The 14,486-nt window shown below is 61.9% G+C and carries 13 protein-coding genes and 1 pseudogene; 9 read left to right on the top strand and 5 right to left on the bottom strand.

Going from position 1 to position 14,486, the window contains the following annotated elements; all coding sequences use genetic code 11:
- Positions 1–72 precede the first annotated feature (72 nt).
- The 4 genes from APQ99_RS12625 (at position 73) to APQ99_RS10265 (ending at position 4,565) form a co-directional block, all read left to right on the top strand.
- Positions 73–246, top strand: coding sequence for a hypothetical protein (locus APQ99_RS12625; RefSeq protein WP_168731177.1), 174 nt, complete (start codon positions 73–75; stop codon positions 244–246).
- A gap of 707 nt (positions 247–953) precedes the next feature.
- A complete protein-coding gene (locus tag APQ99_RS10275; RefSeq protein ID WP_010904125.1) occupies positions 954–2,921 on the top strand; it encodes an OPT family oligopeptide transporter in 1,968 nt (655 codons plus the stop codon).
- Complete coding sequence (locus APQ99_RS10270; RefSeq protein WP_010904126.1) at positions 2,918–3,265, top strand: PqqD family protein; 348 nt, start codon at positions 2,918–2,920, stop codon at positions 3,263–3,265. The genes APQ99_RS10275 and APQ99_RS10270 overlap by 4 nt, the downstream gene beginning before the upstream one ends.
- A 202-nt stretch (positions 3,266–3,467) precedes the next feature.
- The gene (locus APQ99_RS10265) at positions 3,468–4,565 is read left to right on the top strand and encodes a glycerol dehydrogenase (protein ID WP_010904127.1); all 1,098 of its coding nucleotides are present in this window, start codon (positions 3,468–3,470) and stop codon (positions 4,563–4,565) included.
- Positions 4,566–5,161: 596 nt separating this feature from the next.
- Here APQ99_RS10265 and APQ99_RS10260 read toward each other — a convergent pair.
- Positions 5,162–6,448: an orc1/cdc6 family replication initiation protein gene (locus APQ99_RS10260; RefSeq protein WP_173362416.1), complete on the bottom strand. Its 1,287-nt coding sequence runs from the start codon at positions 6,446–6,448 to the stop codon at positions 5,162–5,164.
- A 520-nt stretch (positions 6,449–6,968) separates the two neighbouring features.
- Here APQ99_RS10260 and APQ99_RS10255 point away from each other — a divergent pair.
- Entirely contained in the window at positions 6,969–7,295 is a 327-nt protein-coding gene (locus APQ99_RS10255) for a NifU family protein (protein ID WP_049892709.1), read from the top strand.
- A 161-nt stretch (positions 7,296–7,456) separates the two neighbouring features.
- Here APQ99_RS10255 and APQ99_RS12620 read toward each other — a convergent pair whose 3' ends face one another.
- On the bottom strand, positions 7,457–7,621 hold the full coding sequence (locus APQ99_RS12620; RefSeq protein ID WP_010904130.1) for a hypothetical protein: 165 nt from the start codon (positions 7,619–7,621) through the stop codon (positions 7,457–7,459).
- A 181-nt stretch (positions 7,622–7,802) separates the two neighbouring features.
- On the opposite strand from APQ99_RS12620, the gene APQ99_RS10250 reads away from it, so the two are divergent.
- From APQ99_RS10250 to APQ99_RS10235, 4 genes are read left to right on the top strand one after another with little or no spacing between them, the layout of a single operon-like run.
- Entirely contained in the window at positions 7,803–9,194 is a 1,392-nt protein-coding gene (locus tag APQ99_RS10250) for an ABC transporter substrate-binding protein (protein ID WP_010904131.1), read from the top strand.
- A gap of 11 nt (positions 9,195–9,205) precedes the next feature.
- Positions 9,206–10,099 carry a carbohydrate ABC transporter permease gene (locus APQ99_RS10245; RefSeq protein WP_010904132.1) on the top strand — a complete coding sequence of 298 codons (894 nt, stop codon included), beginning with the start codon at positions 9,206–9,208 and terminating at the stop codon, positions 10,097–10,099.
- 4 nt (positions 10,100–10,103) lie between these two features.
- Positions 10,104–10,967: a carbohydrate ABC transporter permease gene (locus APQ99_RS10240; RefSeq protein ID WP_049892710.1), complete on the top strand. Its 864-nt coding sequence runs from the start codon at positions 10,104–10,106 to the stop codon at positions 10,965–10,967.
- Between the two features lie 5 nt (positions 10,968–10,972).
- The gene (locus APQ99_RS10235) at positions 10,973–12,112 is read left to right on the top strand and encodes an ABC transporter ATP-binding protein (protein ID WP_010904134.1); all 1,140 of its coding nucleotides are present in this window, start codon (positions 10,973–10,975) and stop codon (positions 12,110–12,112) included.
- Positions 12,113–12,245: 133 nt separating this feature from the next.
- Here APQ99_RS10235 and APQ99_RS10230 read toward each other — a convergent pair whose 3' ends face one another.
- The 3 genes and pseudogenes from APQ99_RS10230 to APQ99_RS10220 form a co-directional block, all read right to left on the bottom strand.
- A complete protein-coding gene (locus APQ99_RS10230) occupies positions 12,246–13,151 on the bottom strand; it encodes a hypothetical protein (protein WP_010904135.1) in 906 nt (301 codons plus the stop codon).
- Positions 13,148–13,853: pseudogene (locus tag APQ99_RS10225) on the bottom strand (hypothetical protein). Before APQ99_RS10225 ends, APQ99_RS10230 begins: the two are co-directional and overlap by 4 nt.
- Before the next feature lie 281 nt (positions 13,854–14,134).
- Positions 14,135–14,347: a hypothetical protein gene (locus tag APQ99_RS10220; RefSeq protein WP_010904137.1), complete on the bottom strand. Its 213-nt coding sequence runs from the start codon at positions 14,345–14,347 to the stop codon at positions 14,135–14,137.
- Positions 14,348–14,486 lie beyond the last annotated feature (139 nt).

The raw sequence follows: 14,486 nt of genomic DNA, 5'->3' as shown, positions 1-14,486 counted from the left end.
CTCTCGTTGAATCGCTAAGTACAGACTGACGCTCTATCAATATTTAACATGGCTCCTTTTTATTGTTTTTCTGTGCCGAAGTCTGATGCCGATATCAACCGTCTCGGGACGCAGATGATGATTTTGGGTACACAGGTCAGTTTACTTGGTCTCGCTATTGCTCACTACTTCAATCCAGTTGTCGGGCTCACGGTTTTCGCGTCCGGATTCCTCGGAACTATTGGTGTATTCATGGATACTGAGTAGGCGAATTCGCTCAATCCGCAATCCCACTTAGCGGGTGATTCGATACATATGGCCTGAAACTAACCCTTGTGAATCGTTCTATGACACCCTAGAGACAACTGCCAACCCCGCTGCAGTCGTACCGGCGGTACGGATGATGTCGCGTCGCGTTCGTTGGCGTGACATGATACACATTTCTTTTCTACCCGGTAAATAATATAATTTTGTTTCATTATGTATGTTGAAACGGAATTAAGGGCGAGTTCAACGGAGAGCAGAAATACACTACCCAGGGTGTGGCCCTGCAGTGTGGATCTCGGACAGAAACGATCAGCAATATCCAATAACGAATTGTGGGAGCCAAACAGAACTGAGCTGGAATTGACGGATCGTTTGCAGCAGTCAAACCATAGCGGATAACCCGTCCATAGTATGTACAGAATCATAGTTGTTGGGAGAGAGACACAGCCATGAGAAGTGTTATCGAGAGCTTTGCCCAGTGAAGACACGACAGTGGTACTGAACGATTGTCTAAGAACGTTCGGTATTTATGCGTGGAACTGACTACCGTCACCGAAAACGCGGAATCACTCTCCAAGACCGTCAGTGCGCTCATCGGACACACCAGCGACGATTTAGCATACATACGAAATCCGGTAGTTCGGTTGGTGTGGTCGGTGGGCTGCGCGACGACGGCGCAGGTGTGGAGACGACCGCCCGATTCGATTATGCCACAAGACCCATCGGAGTCACCATCCACGGCGGACACGAATCGCACGACAAATGACCACACACGGCCTGGGCCGGCTCCAACCGTTCCCGCCGGAAAGAACGTCGCCGAGCTCACCGTCAAGGCGGTGTTGATCGGGCTCGCGCTCAACGTGTTGCTGCTCACTGCGAACATGTACCTCGGGATGCGGTCGGGGCTCACGATCAGCGCCTCGATCCCGGCGGCAGTCATCAGCATGGGACTGTTCTACGCGCTGCGGTACGCGGGCATCGGCGGCACGATCCTGGAGAACAACATCGTACAGACGATGACTTCGGCGGGCGAGGCACTGGCCGCCGGTGTGATCTTCACGATCGCGGGCGTCACGTTCCTCGATCAGTCCATCAACATCGTCGAAACCGCGGCCGTGGCTGCGTTGGGTGGGCTGCTCGGCGTGCTGTTCATGATCCCGATGCGGCGGTATCTCATCGTCGACAAGCACGAACAGCTGCCCTACCCCGAGGGCACGGCGTGTGCGGACGTGCTCGAAACCGGCTCGGAAGGCGACGGCGGGGTGAAACTCATCTCACTGGGATTCTTCGTGAGCTTCATCTACATGTGGTTGGCCAACGGCATGGCCGTGATGAAGACGACCCTCGAAACGGCGTTCTCGGCGGGTCAGACCCGCGGGTTCGCGATCGGCGGTGACTTCACGCCCGCCCTGATCGGCGTCGGCTACATCATCGGTCCGCGGATCGCAGCGTACGTGTTCGGTGGCGGGCTGGTGGCGTGGATGATGTTGATCCCGCTGCTCATCACGGGCGGGTTTGTGCCCGATCAGGCGGCGAATCTCACCCTGATGGGACAAGCACACGCGGTCTGGGATCAGTACGTGCGATACATCGGTGCGGGCGCGATGATCGTGGGCGGGTTCTACGCGATCATCTCGATGGCTGGAACGATCCGCGACGCGCTTGCGTCCGCGGCCGCCGAACTCAGCGGCTCCAAATCGGAAACCGCGACACAGATCCCCCGAACCCAGCGCGACCTCTCGATGAAAGTGGTCGTGCTCGGGGCGCTCGCGATCACGATCGCGCTGGTTGCGATCCCACAGGTCGAACTCGGCGTTCTGGGCGGTGTCATTGCCGTGGTCGCCGCGTTCCTGTTCGTTGCGGTGTCCGCGTACCTGGTCGGGGTCGTCGGCAGCTCGTCGAACCCAGTCTCCGGGATGGCGGTCGCGACCGTCCTGATCGCCGCACTCGCGATGAAATCCACCGGCGTCTCGGATCCGGTCGTGGTGCTCTTGACCGCCTCCGTTGTTGCGATCGCCGCGGCGGTCGCCGGCGACACCTCACAGGACCTGAAAACCGGCTACCTGCTCGGCGCAACCCCACGCAAACAGCAGATCGCACAGATGGTCGGGATCGCGATCTCGTCGGTGTTCGCGGGCTGGGTGCTGTCGTTTTTCAACCAAGCGTACGGCATCGGAAGCGAGACGATCCCCGCTCCGCAGGCCGGCATGATGGCGCTGATCTCGGAGGGAGTGCTCACTGGAAGCGCGCAGTGGGGGATGATCCTCATCGGTGCCGTCTTCGCGATCGTGTTGATCATGATGGACGTCCCCGTGTTGCCGTTCTCGGTCGGCATCTACCTCCCGATCACGCTCGCCACGCCGATCTTCCTCGGCGGGCTGCTGCGGGCGGGCGTCGACCGATACGTTGACTGGCGCAGCGACGACGGCGACGGGGCGGCAAAGGAACGTGCGACCTACCGCGGCCGAATCATTGCCGCCGGGCTGATCACTGGCGAGGCGATCATGGGGATCGTCGTCGGCGGGATCTACGTGCTCGGGATCGGCGCCGACGAGGGCGCGCCGTACGCGGTGGGACTCGCATCCGGCACACAGACGCTGCTCGGTGGCGTGGCGCTCGTCGCTCTCGTCGCCGTCTTCGTCGGCGGCGTCATCCGCGACCCACAGGACACATGACAACACACGCGCCAACTGCGATTCCGGAGCGCACAACAGAGGAGTGGACGGTCACGCAGACCGACGACGTGGTGCAGGTCACGATCACGCGAACGGTCGCCCCGCGGAACCGCGTCGATGGGTTCCTGTTTGACCTCTTCGACGCGGACCGCGACCGCAAGCTCGTGCTCGATGCGGTTGGCGCAACCGTCTGGCGCGCCTGCGATGGCACCAACACCGTCGCGGACATCGCGTCTCGCGTCGCCGATGAACACGACGCGGAGCGCGTTGCGCCGGTCGAAGAGACGCTCGGCCACTTCCTCATGCAACTCGGGGAAAAGGACCTGCTTCGGTTCGAGGAGTGACCACGGTCGGCGAAGCGCTCGGGTGGTATTAGCGACCGGAAGACGGTGCCGAATCGGTTGCGGGGCTGCTCGACGCGACGACCTGTGTGTGCGTGAAAGATCGCACAGTATAATGGATGTATGACGTGGTTTCTCCGGAGATAATGCGTGTTCTCGTAAAGTATATGCGGCTCCCCGGTGAATTTTTAGTACGGCCTAACTCATGACGAGCGTATTCAAATCGCCATCGACGTACGTACAGGGACGCAACGTGACGACCGACATCGGCACGCACGCGGAATCACTCGGTGACACAGCATTGCTAGTCGCCGACGAGATCGTGATGGACATGATCGAGAGCGACGTGCACGAAAGCCTCGCGGAAGCCGGACTCGACGGCTCATCGGTCGTGTTCAACGGGGAGTCCTCGGAGGACGAGATCGAGCGGATCGCGTCCGTTGCTGTCGACGAGGGTGCCGACATCGTTATCGGGGCCGGAGGCGGCAAGGCCCTGGACACCGCGAAAGCAGTCCGCGAGGAGGTCGGCGGCGCAATGGTGTCGATGCCGACGATCGCATCGATGGACGCGCCGACGAGTTCGCTGTCAGTGATCTACAGCGAGCACGGCGAGTTCGAGGATTACTGGTACTACGAGCAGCACCCGGACTTGGTGATCGTTGACACCGAAGTGGTCGCTGCAGCGCCGGCTCGGTTCCTGCGCTCGGGGATCGCAGACGGGCTTGCAACGTGGTTCGAGGCGGACGCAGTCGCACAGTCCGGCGGCGACAACGAGGTCGGTGGGAAACCAACCCGCGCGGGACACAAGCTCGCCGAGCTGTGCTATGAGACGCTCCGTGAGCACGGTGCCGGCGCGCTGGACGCCGTCGAGCACGATGCCGTGACCGAGAGCGTCGACGCCGTGATCGAGGCGAACACGCTGCTCAGCGGGCTGGGGTTCGAAAGCGGCGGGCTGGCGGCTGCCCACTCCGTGCACAACGGCCTCACGCAGCTCGCGGAAACGCACGACGCGACCCACGGTGAAAAGGTGAACATCGGTACGATCACGCAGCTCGTGCTGGAGGGGCATTCCGACGCGAGGATCGAGGAGTTCATCGAGTTCTCGGTCGAACTCGGGTTGCCTGTCACCCTCGGTGAGATCGGGATCACGAACCCTGAACAGGTAGACCTGGACGTGGTCGCGGAGGCGGCCTGTGACGAAGCCGAGACGATCCACGACGAGCCGTTTGACGTTACACCAGCAATGGTGCGTGATGCGTTGCTGACCGCCGACGAGATGGGGCGGCGGGTTCGGGATCGATAGCGGGGTCCCGTACCACCGTTCCTGCTGGGCGGCCCGCCGAGATTCATGCGGGAGCTGGACGTGTCGGCGGCGAAAAGGGAGGGGGGACTCCCTCCCCCCGTCATCGATGTGTAAACGGGATTGCCGCAGGGTGGGGGGATCGGTCGAACCAACCAGTAGGTGAGCTACGACCGCGATACACGCCGAGGACAGCTCCCTTCTGCCGGTTTTGTCCCTCTCAGCGAACTGTATTACTATTAAGGAAAGATTTATAATAGACCAGGGAAAACAGTAACCGCACTGCAATAGCTGTATGTTAATTTGGTAGTTGTAGGAGAACACGTAACTAGTGCTTGACAGCATTCGAACTCCGTCTAATACGTCGCCTTCCTGTCACAGCGGCGTTGAACCCTGCTTCTGTCTTGGTCTCACTTCGTTGCCAGTGTGCCATCGATCCCTCGGTGGTATCGTTTACACATCGATGACGGGGAGGGGGTGTGGCCTTGCCACGATCGCCAGCAGGAGCCGACGATCTGATCAGAGACACGACAGGAGATTACACATCGAAGACGGGGGGTGGGGAGGGAAGCGAAAGGCAGCAGGGAATCGCCTGGCAACTACTCCTCGAACTCTCGAAGTTGGGCGTTCACCACCGCGTGGAGCCGCTCGGATTCGGTGCCGACTCTCTCCAGTCGCGTGTCGTCGACAACCCGATGCATCATCGACTCCGGATCACCCCTGAAGGTGAAGTCCATATACATTCCGCCACCGCGTCCACGGCTCTTTCGGGCCGTCGACACCAATCCATACGTCGACAACTCCTTGACGTATTTCACGTACGTCTCCCGGGTCATCTGGTCGGCATCGATCTCCTCGGTGACCCACTGGTACACCTGGAACCCAACCGGACTGGGCACCGAGTTCCGCGTTGCACTCGAACAGTGCGCGACAGCCGCCGTCGCGTACAGGGAAATCTTCTTCTGGGTCGTCAGCCCCGCGATCAACTTCAGCGACCGGTCCTTGTCGATCTCGTCTTGGGACTCCCGGACGTGGTCTTCGCGGACCGTTTGATCCCCCTGTTCGTCGGCCAGATCGCCGGCTCCACGGAACAGATCGATCGCTTTCCGAGCATCACCATGGCTTTGTGCCGCAAACGCCGACACGAGCGGGAGTACGTCGTCGGTCAACGCGTCTTGGCGGAACGCGTCACGCCTGTTTTCGAGGATCTGCCGGAGCTGTGTGGCGTCGTAATCCGGGAAGTAAATATCGCGGGGATTGAACGAGCTCTCGGCCCGCCCGTCGATGTTCTCCATGAACTTGGGGTCGTTTGTCAGTGCGGCCACCGACACTTGGCCTTCGATGTCGTTCGTGTTGCTAGCGCGCGAGAGTTGATACAGCAGTTTGGAGTACGCCGGCTCGTCGTTTGCGCGCCGACCAACCAGCAGATCGATCTCGTCCAGAATGAAGATGACCGAGTCGTAATGCTCGTTGATGAGGTCGTAGAGCCGTCTGTACTTCCGTTTCGTCGACACTCCGGTTTCGGGAACTCCGGGTTCGATGCCGACATCGCTGGCGACCGTCTGGACGAGTTCGTACACGGCTTGGTCGAGCGTGTTGATCGGCTGGCAGTTGACCTGCACAACGCCGAACCGCTCACCCTTGGAGTGGCACAGTTCGATGATCTGTTGGGTGACCGCACCGATAATGAGCGACTTCCCGGTTCCCGCGGGCCCGTACAGGAGCATGTTCGGTGGCCGATTCCCTTGCAGCGTTGGCTTCAGAAACGACACCACCGACTCCAGTTGTTCGTCGCGGCCGACGATTCGCTCCTCGTCGATGATCGTGTCCGGCTCCACGAGGTCACGGTTGACGAACACCGACGCGTCCCCGTCGTCGTGAAGCATGTCACGGATCGACCGCTGTGCGTCCTCGTCTGTGGCCGCGTCCGAGCCAGCGAGTTGGCTACCAGCGCCATGCCCGGAGCCATCGGCGGCCGCGTCATCGCCGCCCACCCCGGCGTCGTCGCCGACTCCGTGCGTCCCACCTTGGTCGCGACCAGCCATACGTATGCTGTACACCCCCTGGTTGAAAAGCGTAACCCCAATCGATGTTTATCCTGGTGTGATACGGGATCTGTGCCCTAAATTCGGCCATGTCACTCTCTCTCTACCGGCACCGCCAGCGATGTATCGCGCTCGCTCACCCCCCGTCATCGATGTGTAACTCGCTCTATCGCGCCTTCAGCCCTACTGCACTCTGTCGTGGTGTTGTCTACAGGCGGTTCAAGGCGAGTGCCACGAGGCTTGGCCCCGTGGTGGGTTCACCGCTTCCAGTGGCCTCCACGTCGGATCGCCCTCCTTGAGCTGGTTTAGGCTCGCCAAATACCATGGATTTATGACACTATGGTGCGTCTGTACATCCGCAATGAGCGCAGGCAACCTCGAACGACAGACGCGCAACTATCTCAGTGACAACGTCCCCCAGATCCAGCAACACGGCGGCAACTTCGAGATCCGGGAGATCGACGAAGCAGCCGGCACCGCGACCGTCGCGATCGGCGGCGCGTGCTCGGGTTGCGGCATCGCACCGATGACGATGAACGCCATCGAAAGTCGCCTCCCCGAAAGCCTCGACGACCTCGATGACGTGACCGTCGTGCGCTCGGGCGGCCCCCGTGCCGCGGTCATGCCGTCGAAAACTGACCGCATGGAGGACATGGACGAGTACCAGGACTACAGTCCTCCGTTCTGAGGGCTGCCCGCAGCCACGTGCGTCGTGTCGCACGCATCCCCACCCCCTCATTTTGAACCTGCGCCATCCTCACAACTGACTGCGGTGTGGTCGTCGACGATCTCCCGATCCGCACTCGAGTCACGCCCGCTACCACGCACGGCCCTCGGACACTCCCGCTGTCACCGCCCCACCCGCTTGGCGAGCACTGTCGGCAGCCAGACGCCAACGCCGATGAGCGTCACCAACTGCACCCAGGCCGCATCGGTGATCCGTCTCACGACGAGCCAGAGCGCGACCGCCGAAACGATGCACACGACTGTCACTCGCGTTGCGTTCGAGAGCATGAATCCAACAGCCACCCACACAACGACTGGTTCGATATTAAAAACCGGGGTCAGTTCTGGAACGTCGACGGTATTGCTGCGCGCCGCCCCATGCACGGCTCAATAGGTCTCCAGAACTGTCTGGACGGATATTTTCAACTCATATAAGCACTCATCCGAGGACCCCGAGTTGCGTTATCCGATGGCGCCCACCACAGAGACACGGAGAGCCACAGCGACACGACGCGCAGTCCTCGCCGGTGCCGGCACGGCCGGACTCACAGCATTCGCCGGTTGTGGCGCACTCAACACAGCCACAACCCAATCGGATACCGGCTCCAGCACCATCACGCTGGACTTCTGGCACGTTTTCGGCGACGAACTGGCGACCACAATCGAGCAGATGGCAGCGGATTTCTCAGCACAGACCGACGGTGTCTCGATCAACCCCGTGAGCAAGACCGGCTACCGTGAGACGCTCAACCAGTCCCTCCAGGCGTCGCGGGCCGGCGATCCCCCGGGGATCGTCCAACTCTTCGAGATCGGGACCCGAATCGCCCTCGACAGCAACGCGTTCACTCCCATCGACTCCCTGCTCCCCGAAGACAAAATCGACCGCGAGGACTTCCTCCCGTCGGTCCTCAACTACTACCGCACCGATGGCACGCTCAACTCGATGCCGTTCAACTCCTCGAACACCATCATGCTCTACAACAAGCGTGCCTTCGAGGCGGCTGGGCTCGATCCGAACGCCCCGCCGACGACGCTTGCCGAACTCCGGACAGCGGCCAGCACCATTGTTTCGAACACGCAACTAGAGTACGGCCTCACCTGGCCGAATCACTCGTGGATGCAGATCGAACAGCAGTTCGCGAAGCAAAACCAACTCCTGGTCAACAACGACAACGGCCGTGCCGGCCGACCCACGGAGACTAACTTCGACAGCGACGCCGGACGCGCGGTCTACCAGTGGTGGACCGACATGGCCAACGCCGACCTCTATTTGAACCCCGGGATCGAGGCGTGGGACGAGGCCCGACAGGCGTTTCTCACCGAGCAAGCGGCGATGCTGTGGGATTCCACGTCGAATCTGGTCTCGCTGGTGGCCGGTGCAAAGCAGCGCGGCTTCGAACTCGGATCCGCATACCTCCCAACCCCGACCGGAGACAACTCAGGCGTCGTCATCGGTGGCGGCTCACTGTGGGTTCCGGACGCACTGACGACTGCGGAGAAACAGGCCGCCGGTGCGTTCATCGCGTATCTCACCCAGCCCGACCAGCAGCTGCGGTGGCACCGCAACAGCGGCTACTTCCCGGTGCGACAGAGCGTCATCGACCGGCTCACGGACGACGGCTGGTTCGACGAACACCCGAACTTCCGCACGGCCTTCGACCAACTCCAGGAGACCACCGACACACCGGCAACGCGCGGCGCAGTCATGGGCGCGTTCCCGGAAGTCCGAACGATCAACGAGGAGCTCTCGGTCAGCATCATCACCGGTGACATGTCCGTTTCGGCGGGCCTCGCAGAGATGGACACCCAAGCGACCAGCGCCATCCAGGACTACACCGACTCCATCGACGACAGCGCGTAACCCGACCACCCATGTCCACACAGCCAACCCCATTCGATTCGACACTGCAGGCCCTGGGACTGCTGCTCCCCTCCGTGGTCGTGCTCGGTGCGTTCCTCTACTATCCGGGCCTCGAGACGTTCCGACTCAGCCTGTACAGAACCCTGTTCCTCGGGCAGCAGACCGCCTGGGTCGGCGCGGAGAACTTCGTTCAGCTGCTGACCTCAACCGCCTACCACCACAGCTTCGCGATCTCTGTCCTGTTCGCAGCCATCGTCGTCACCGGAACCCTCCTGCTGTCGATCGCGGTCGGATATCTCCTCTTCACCGTGTCCGTCGGTTCGTCGGCGTACCTCATCGCCGCCATCTGGCCGTACGCGCTGCCGCCGGCCGTCGCCGCGATCCTGTTGAACTTCATCCTACACCCGAACCTCGGTGTGTTCACCCACTACCTCGAAGCGGTCACCCCGTTCACCTTAGACTGGTTCAACAGCGGCCCGCAGGCGTTCACCGTCGTCGCCGTCGTCGCGATCTGGAAGCAGCTCGGATACAACATCATCTTCGTCGTTGCCGCGTTCAACACGATCCCCAAAACGCTCACCGAACGCGCCACGCTCGACGGGGTTGGCCACCTCAGACGCCTCCGGAGCGTCTACCTCCCGCTGATGGCACCAACGCTGGTCTTCCTCACGGTGATGAACACGATCTACGCGTTCTTCTCCACGTTCCCGATCGTGGACCTCCTCACCAGCGGCGGTCCGGGCGACGCAACCAATCTCCTGATATTCAAGCTCTACCGCGACGCCTTCGAGTTCAACAGCCTGGGCTTGGCGTCGGCCGAGTCAGTCATCCTGTTCGCCCTGGTCGCGGTACTGATGTACGTCCAAATCCGCGTTTCAGAGGGATACGCACAGTATGGGGCGTGATACAATGGCCACTGACACCGCCCAGTCTTCGACCCGGACGACCCACCGTGACATCCTCCCCGAGAACGCTCTGATGCACCTGGGGCTGTTCGGCGCGATCGCACTGATGGCCGCCCCACTCGTGTTGGCCGTGCTGATGAGCACGCAAACGACCGCCGAAGTCTACCAGCCCACCACCATCGGACCCGGCAGTAACGCCCTCCAGAACTACCAGGCCGCGCTCACAACGTACAACTTCGGGACCTACCTCCTCAACTCGCTGGTGATGAGCATCGCCGTCGTCATCGGGAAAGTCACCCTCTCGTTGCTGGCCGCGCTCGCGCTCGTCTACTACGAACTCCCGTACGAGCGCGCGATCTTCATGTTCGTTCTGCTCACGCTGTTGTTACCCGTTCCAGTCCGGATCGTGCCCCTCTTCCAGCTGATGGCGGATCTCGGCTGGACGAACACCCTCCTAGCGATCACGGGGCCGTACATCGCCAGCGCAACCGCGGTGTTCCTGTTCCGCCAGCATTTCCGCTCGATTCCCGACTCGCTGGTCGAGACAGCCCACGTGGATGGGGTCGGCCCGTTTCGCTTCCTGGTGTCCGTGCTGATCCCGATGTCCCGCAGCATGATCGCCGGCGTCTGCGTCATCACGTTCATCTACTCCTGGAACCAGTTCCTCTGGCCGCTCATCGCGGTCACGGACAAACCAAGTCAGGTCGCCCAGGTCGGGATTCGATACATCCAGGGGGCGGCCCAGGCCGGCTTGACACAGTGGGGCGTCATCATGGCCGCGGCGGTGCTCGCGTTGTTGCCGCCGCTTGCCGTACTGCTGGTCTTCCACCGTTCGCTTCGCGAAACCATCGCGATTCAGCAATCCTGATTCCAATGAGTACGATCACACTCACCGACCTCACCAAACACTACGACAGCATCGCCGCGGTTGACGGGATCGATCTCGATGTCCTCGACGAGGAGTTCCTCGTCGTCGTTGGCCCCTCGGGCTGTGGCAAATCGACGACGCTTCGGCTCATCGCTGGCCTCGAGGACGCCACGGCCGGCACCATCCGGATCGGCGGCACTGATGTCACCGACTCACCACCCGAGGACCGTGACATCGCTATGGTGTTCCAGAACTACGCCCTGTATCCACACATGACTGCCGCCGAGAACATGACCTTCGGGATGCAGTCAGTCACCGATTACTCCAGCGCCGAGATCGAGGACCGCGTCGCCGACGCAGCCGCAACACTCGGTATCACGGAGTTACTCGACCGGACCCCAGACGCCCTCTCCGGTGGTGAGCGCCAGCGCGTGGCCATCGGGCGCGCGCTCGTTCGCGAGCCGTCCGTGTTCCTGCTCGACGAACCACTGTCGAACCTCGACGCGAAGCTCCGCGTCCACATGCGGGCGGAGCTGTCGAAACTCCATCGAGAACTCGACACCACAACCGTCTACGTGACCCACGACCAGACCGAAGCGATGACGCTTGGCGACCGCGTCGCCGTCCTCAACGACGGCACCGTCCAACAGGTCGCGCCGCCACAGCAACTCTATGATTTCCCCGCAAACCAGTTCGTCGCCGGATTCATCGGCGAACCGGCAATGAACCTGGTTCCCGTGCGGGTTCGCGACCGCCCCCGTGGTCTCGTTGCCGACCACGAGGGGTTCGCTCACCCGCTTCCCGACGGCGGCTCCAACTCGGCACTCGTTGACCGCCGCCTGACATTCGGGGTTCGACCCGAGGACGTCCTATTGGCTGGGCGCTCTGCCACTGGACACGAGGAGTCCTTTGAGGCGAGGGTAACCGTCCGAGAACCGCTCGGTGAACAGCTCCTGTTACACTGCACCATCGGTGACGACGAGCTACAGGTGAAAGTCCAACCTCGCCGGGACGTTTCGACCGGGGACACGATCCGTCTGTGCTTCGATCAGCAACGCCTCCACCTGTTTGACCCCGAGACCGGTGACGCGATCTACCACGCGGCGTCCGAAGACCAACCCGCCAAACCAACCCCGTCACAGTAGCTCGTGCACCCACCGAACGATGCGGTTCCATTACCAGTTGTTGGTAATACGATTTCTTTATTCAGCCGCACCGCTGTATTTTTCTCGTCCGATTCATCCTGATTCTGGTGTTCCATCGGTTGCTTGTTAGTCGTTACTTCTCTGATTCCTGATACTGTTCGCCGAGGGGCTTCAGCCGCAGTTCACCGAAGCCGTATCGGGAGTGCGAGCCGACCCTCGTGAGGCCGTTCTTCGCGGTCTCCACCGGACGGTCGCCAAGGTACTTCACGACCTGCCCGTGGTCCACCGTCTCCAGTCTGAATACCTCGCGCTGTTCGAGGATCTTCTCCTCACGAAGCCGGAGACCGTCGCGGTTCTCAGCCCACCACCACGGGACAGGCCGGTCGTCCGCGTCGGGATACTCCGACTCCACCACGAACGGCGTCACGAGTTCGATGAGGTACGTCTCCGCGCCTTCGAGCCGCGAGTAGTCCAGTTCATCGAGGTCCACCATCTGCGTGTCCTTCAGCTGGACCTCGCCGTAGCCGTAGTTGCGCTTGCCGCCGAACTGGAGTCCCTCCAGCACATCCTCGCCGAGTGGGAGTACCGTCGGGTCATCGGCGTGGAGGTAGGCGTGAACGTACCACTTCGTCGTCTGCTGTTGCTTCCGCTGGTCTTCCCGGCGACCCATGATCGTCTCGTGGGCGAGCGCCGGGTGGCCGCCGTGGACCCGGAGATCATGCGTGTTCAGCGCGTCCCGAGCGCGGGTGTCCAGCAGCCACGGATGCATCGCTTCCCGCTGGAGGAAGAGGTCGTCGTAGGCCTTGACGTCGGGGAGGCCGCTCCCGAGGTACGGCCGGATGCCCGACTGCGTGTGTTCCTCGGGGAACGTCCCGAACTGACCGGGGACGAAGACGCCATGACTGGCCGATACCGACCCGTGGATCTCGGGATCGAGGTGCTGGCCGAGGGCGTGCAGGATGGCGTTCCCCGAGACGTAGTACGGGTGGCCGATGTAGTCCATCCACAGTTCCCACAGGACTTGCTGAATCGCCGTCATCGGTCGGGCCTCCACTCGTGGTAGTCTTCGATGTACTGGAGCGCCGCGCTCCAGGACTGCATCCGCCGAAGGTTGGCATCGAGGGTCATGTCGTACTTGTCGTGACCGGTATCGAGCGGGTGCGCTGTCAGGCGGTTCCACACTGACGCCCACGACCGCCACGGCCGGCTTCCAAGCCGGGCCGACGGACTCCCGTCGGTGTTCTCGTCGATACGGAGCGCGAAGCGGTCGCCGTTGAAGACCGTGCGGAACGGGACGACGTCGCCCGCCGGGTCCACGATGAGCCGGAGATCGCCGAAGTCGTGATCGGCCCGGGGGTTATCCAGTAGCGCCGCCACGAGGAGCGTGTGGAACTTCAACGAGGTGTACGGGTGATACACCGACTCGTTGAACGCGGCTGCCACGTCGGACGCCAGCCACCGCTCGTGCGCGGTCTGTGCGTCCTCGATGCCGATGAGGTCCGACACCTCGATCTCGATGGTCGCCTGCGAGAACTCACCAGGGTCGTAGGCCGTCTCGCCGGTGAGCAGGGACAGCCGGTAGTGGTCGTTGTGGGTCGGGGACGGTCTGCTCTTGCTTCTGCTGAGGCCGCGAGAGCGCCGCCGCATCGCCGTCCGTGCCCTCGGGCACCGACTGGTTCACGGGCACGCCAGCGAACTCCTCGCGGGCGTCGTCTGGATCGAGTCCAGTGCCAACCTCGATAGGGCCAGAACTCCAGCGGAGCCCGACACCGCACCAGCCGTTCTCTTCGTGAACACCTTCAATTTCGAGCGGGCCGTCGTTCATTTCTGCCGTGACGTGGACGTTGTTCAGCCCACCTGGAACGGAGCCACAGTCGGTGAGCGAGTACGTTCCATCGTCGGTCACGCTTCGGTCTTCGACGATCTCGCCGGGGGTGGTCGTGTTGCCAGCCGCCTCAGCTTGTGCCGCCTGCGGAAGTGCCGTGAGTGCTGCGGCCGCGGCGAGGAACTGACGACGCTGCATCACAGACCCTCCGGGGTGGATTCTCGCGCCTCGATCAGTCGTGCCGTCCACGCACCTGCTTCCGCGGCGCTGATGCCTGGAACGTCACTCCAGTCGGTGTTCTCGTGTTGCTCGATAAGCTCCGCAAGAGCGGAGTCGGCCTCCTCGTTTTCGGGGTTCGATTCGTTCGCCGTGCCGGAATCCTGAAGTCCGGCGGATGTCTTCATTGACATGCTTCGTTGGTCTCCAGCGAAGCACGGTCGGGCGTGGTCCAAACACGCCCCGGGCAACTTCTGACCGGCGTCCCGCGCTTCTCAACAATCACTCTCACCGCCATCCTCATATGATTTACTGTTAGTCAATCCATTTAGT

The organism is Halobacterium salinarum DSM 3754 (genome assembly GCF_008124605.1).
GTDB classification, from domain to species: Archaea; Halobacteriota; Halobacteria; order Halobacteriales; family Halobacteriaceae; genus Halobacterium; species Halobacterium salinarum.
The sequence above is the reverse complement of the archived record's forward strand: the minus strand, read 5'-3'. Positions and strand labels throughout refer to the sequence as shown.